The organism is Kocuria tytonicola (assembly GCF_003687455.1).
In the GTDB taxonomy this organism is placed as follows: Bacteria; Actinomycetota; Actinomycetes; order Actinomycetales; family Micrococcaceae; genus Kocuria; species Kocuria tytonicola.
The window spans coordinates 1-4,285 of record NZ_PHOA01000142.1; the positions used below are offsets into that span (position 1 = coordinate 1).

At 71.8% G+C, this 4,285-nt stretch carries 3 protein-coding genes and 1 tRNA gene; 1 reads left to right on the plus strand and 3 read right to left on the minus strand.

Annotated features, from left to right (window positions below):
- The first annotated feature begins 68 nt into the window (after positions 1–68).
- Positions 69–145 (plus strand) — tRNA-Met (locus tag CWC38_RS11050).
- A gap of 179 nt (positions 146–324) precedes the next feature.
- Here the strand turns inward: CWC38_RS11050 and CWC38_RS11055 are convergent.
- From CWC38_RS11055 to CWC38_RS12150, 3 genes are all read right to left on the minus strand, one after another.
- Complete coding sequence (locus CWC38_RS11055; RefSeq protein WP_121846777.1) at positions 325–1,923, minus strand: helicase HerA-like domain-containing protein; 1,599 nt, start codon at positions 1,921–1,923, stop codon at positions 325–327.
- A gap of 3 nt (positions 1,924–1,926) precedes the next feature.
- Complete coding sequence (locus CWC38_RS11060; protein ID WP_121846778.1) at positions 1,927–2,682, minus strand: PspA/IM30 family protein; 756 nt, start codon at positions 2,680–2,682, stop codon at positions 1,927–1,929.
- 178 nt (positions 2,683–2,860) lie between these two features.
- Positions 2,861–4,285 (minus strand): coiled-coil domain-containing protein (locus tag CWC38_RS12150; RefSeq protein ID WP_121846780.1); only part of this gene is annotated, 1,425 nt, incomplete at its 5' end.

Here is a 4,285-nt window from a genome sequence, read left to right on the forward strand (position 1 = left end):
CGTCCCGGGAGCGCGACGGGCCCCGATTTGCACGACCCCGGGGACGCCCGTATAGTTGTGGATGTCGCCGCGGGGTGGAGCAGTTCGGTAGCTCGCTGGGCTCATAACCCAGAGGTCGCAAGTTCAAATCTTGCCCCCGCAACCAGAGAGAAGTCCGGCTCCGTGTGGAGCCGGACTTTTCGCATGTCCGGTGCCTGCTTCCGGTGTGACTTCCCATGACCCCGGGATGCCCGCGCGCACCCTCCGCCGTCCCGGAAGCCCCGCAGCACGACGCCGCCGTGCCCCGGGGAGGGGGCACGGCGGCGTCGTCGTGCTGGGGCGGCGTCAGCGGCGGCGGCGCGAGGTGCCGAAGATCGAGCGGGTGATCTCACGGCCCAGGGCGGAACCTGCGGAGCGCATCATGGAGCGCACCGCGGGGTTCTCCATGACGGAACCCAGGAACCCGCCCTCGTCCCGGCGTGAGCGTTGCCCGCGCCCGTCGTCGCGGGGCTGCTCGCCCCGGGAATGCTCCTGGGAGGAACGCTCCGGGGCGTCCTCACCGGGACCGGCCTCCGCCGCGCGGTCCAGCCGCCCGTGCAGCAGCTCGTACGCGGACTCCCGGTCCACGGCCTCGCCGTAGGCCGCGAGCCGGGGGGAGGCGGAAACCAGGGCGTCCACGGCGCTCTCGGGCGCGGGGCCCATGAGCGACTGCGGAGCGCGCATCCGCGTCCACGCCACGGGAGTGGGGGCACCGGTCTCGGACAGCACCGTGACCACCGCCTCACCGGTGGCCAGCTGCGTGAGCAGCTGCTCGAGGTCGTACCCGCTCTTCGGGTAGGTGCGCACGGCGGCCTTCAGCGCCTTGGCGTCGTCCGGGGTGAAAGCGCGCAACGCGTGCTGCACCCGGTTGCCCAGCTGCGCGAGGACGTCCGAGGGGATGTCCTTGGGGGACTGGGTCACGAAGAAGATGCCCACGCCCTTGGAACGGATGAGACGCACGGTCTGCTCGATCGAGTCCAGGAACTCCTTGGACGCACCCTCGAACAGGAGGTGGGCCTCGTCGAAGAAGAACACCAGGCGCGGCTTCTCCGCGTCCCCCACCTCGGGCAGGTCCTGGAAGAGGTCCGCGAGCAGCCACATCAGGAACGTGGAGAACAACCGGGGCTGCTGCTGCACCTCGGAGAGCTCGAGGCACGAGACGACGCCCTTGCCGTCCTCGGTGGTGCGCAGCAGGTCCGCGGTGTCGAACTCGGGCTCGCCGAAGAAGACCTCGGCACCCTCGTTCGCGAACGTGGTGAGCTCGCGCAGGATCACCCCGGCGGTCTGCGGGGACAGCCCGCCGATGCTCGCGAGCTCCTCCTTGCCCTCCGGGGAGGTCAGGTGCAGCACCACTTCCCGCAGGTCCTTCAGGTCCAGCAGCGCAAGCCCGTGGGAGTCCGCGTAGTGGAACACGAGCCCCAGGGAGGACTCCTGCGTGGCGTTGAGCCCCAGCACCTTGGAGAGCAGCGTGGGCCCGAAGGACGTGACCGTGGCACGGATGGGCACACCCCGGCCCTGCCCGCCCAGGCTGAAGAACTCCGTGGGGCTCGCCGTGGGGGTCCACTGCTGGCCCACGGACGCGGCGCGCTCCGCCACCTTGGGGTTGTCCTCGCCGGGCTGGGAGATGCCGCTGAGATCCCCCTTGACGTCCGTGAGGAACACGGGCACGCCCTGGGCGCTCAGCTGCTCCGCGAGGGCCTGCAGGGTCTTGGTCTTGCCGGTGCCGGTGGCGCCGGCCACCAGGCCGTGCCGGTTGAGGGTGGACAGGGGGACCCGCACGGGTGCGTCCGCGTGGGCGCCGGTGTCGTCCAGAGCGGCGCCCAGGTCCAGGCACGGAGCGTCCGTGGCGTAGCCAGAACGGATGGCGTCGAGCTGCTGCTGCGCTCCGGTGGGTGCGTCCGGCATGTCCTAGACCTCCTCGGCGGACACGATGTTCTCGCCGTTGCGGGTGGAGCCGCCGTTCTTCAGCGCCGCCAGGCGGGCCTCGATCTCGGTCTGCTGGCCCATGGACTCCAGTGCCTCGAACTGCCGGTCCAGGGAGGAGTCAGCGAGCTCCTGCTGGCCCGCCACGCGTGCTTCCTCGCGGCGGATCTTCTCCTCGAAGCGGGAGACCTCGCTCGTGGGGTCCATGACGTCGAAGGACTTCAGGGCGTCCTGCACCTGGGACTGCGCCTGGACGGTCTTGTTCCGCGCCGCGAGCTCGTCGCGCTTGGCGGAGAGCTCCTGCAGCTTGCCGCGCATGCTGTTGAGCCCGTCCTTGAGCTTGGCCACCGTCTCGGTCTGGGACGCGATCTGGGGCTCGGCCCCGCGGGCCTCGTTCTCGGACTGGATCTGACGCTGGATGGCCACCTTGGCGAGGTCGTCGAACTTCTGCGCCTCGCCGGCCTTGCCCGCGGCGCGGAACTCGTCCGCCTTGTTGGACGCGGCGAGGGCCTTGGTGCCCCACTGCTGGGCCTCCTGGAGGTCCTCCTGGTGGTCCTTCTCGAGCAGCCGGAGGTTGCCGATGGTCTGGGCCACGGCGGACTCGGCCTCGCGGATGTTTTCCGTGTAGTCCCGAACCATCTGGTCCAGCATCTTCTGCGGGTCCTCGGCGGAGTCGATCATTGCGTTGATGTTGGCCTTCGCCAGCTGGGCGATCCGGCCGAAGATGGACTGTTTGGTCATGGTGCTCTCCCGTTCTCGTGTGTCGGGCGTTCTCACGCCCGGATGATGCTGGAATCATGGGTTCCGCTGACGCCCCGGAGGGGCGCCTGCGGCCTGTGGGTCGAACCCCGCGCCTGCCGGGCTCCGTCGTGGCACGGGTCTCGTCAACGGCACGGGGCTCCTGCAGGGCACGGCGCGCTCAGAAGTCGCCGCCCACCCCGCCGCCGAAGTCTCCTCCGCCGAAGCCGCCGCCGAAGTCTCCTCCGCCGTAGTCCCCGCCGTCGTAGTGGCCGCCGCCGAAGCCGCCGCCCCCGTTGAGGATGCCACCCAGCAGGATGCCTCCGAGCATGGCACCGCCGAGGCCGTTGCTGCGCGAGCCGCCGTAGCCCCCGTAGCCGTAGCCGGGCGAGTCGTAGAACCGGTCCACGTCCAGCTGCGCGGAGCGCTGCGCGGAGTCCGCGAGCCGAATGGACTGGTTGGCCTCGTTCAGCGCACGCTCGGGGTCGGAGTTCTGCAGCTGCTGGGCGATCTCCAGGTGGCGCTCGGCCTCGGCGAGCTCGGTGCGGGCCTGCGCCCCCACGCCGCCGCGGCGGGCCCAGACGTAGTCGGAGGCCGTGGTCAGGCTCGCCTGCGCGCTGACGAGCGCGTGGGAGAGGGTCTCGCGGGCCGAGCGGGCGCGGTCGTTGGCGTCCCGGACGCCCTGCAGCCCCTTGTCCAGCTCGGCCTTCGCCTGCGCCAGCCGCCGGGACGCGCCCACGGGGTCGTAGTGGCCCGAGGACATCTGCTGCGTCACCGTCTGCAGCACGGAGCGGACACCGGCGGCGGCGCCCGCGAGCTCGGGGCGGGATCCCTGGCGCACGAGCCCTTCGGCCTCCGCCACGTCCCGCTGCGCAATGCTCACCGCGTCCTTGAGGGACTCCTCGGCGCGGGCCAGCTCGCGCCGGGCGTTCTCGACGGAGGCGATCAGCCCCTGCGCCTGGCCCTGGGCCTCCTCCGCGGCACGGATGCCGAGCACGGCCTCGGAGGTCCGTCCGGCCGCGAGGTCCTGCTGCGCGCGGGTCGCCGCGCCCTCGGCGAACTCGAGGCGCTCGCGCGCCTGCTCGCCGTTGTCACGCACGGGTGCCAGTGCGGCGTCTTCGTAGCGGCCGTGCAGGGAGACCAGGAGGGACTCGGCCTCCTGGAGGCGGGGCCGGGTGCCTGCCACGGACGAGCGCACCGCCTCCAGCGCCTCCGGGGCGCGGGTCTCCAGCTGCCGCAGCTGCGAGAAGTTCTGCTCCTGTTCCGCGAGCGGCGCGCGGGCCTGACGGGTGCGCTCGATGATCTCCCCGAGCCAGGCGCGCTGCTCGGCCTCGGTGTCCGGGATGTCGTCCTCGAGCTTCTGCTGCAGCTCGAAGGACGCGCGCATGTGCTCCTTGGCTCGGGCGAGCGCCTCCTCGAAGGGGCGGGTCTGCTTGCTGCCGTACTGCAGCTGGGCGAACGCGAGCTCCTGCTCCGAGTGCTGGATCGCGTTGTCCGCCTCCACGAGCGCGGAGCCCGCCTGCCGGTGCAGCTCGGGCAGAGGCGCCGGGGGCTGCTGGGGAGCGCGCTCGCCGTACTGCTCACCAGAGCCCTGCGGGCCCCACCC

What these genes read in the sequence shown, in the direction of transcription:
- CWC38_RS11055 (WP_121846777.1), bottom strand. Translation starts at nt 1,923, where the DNA reads ATGCCGGACGCACCCACCGGAGCGCAGCAGCAGCTCGACGCCATCCGT.
- CWC38_RS11060 (WP_121846778.1), bottom strand. Translation starts at nt 2,682, where the DNA reads ATGACCAAACAGTCCATCTTCGGCCGGATCGCCCAGCTGGCGAAGGCC.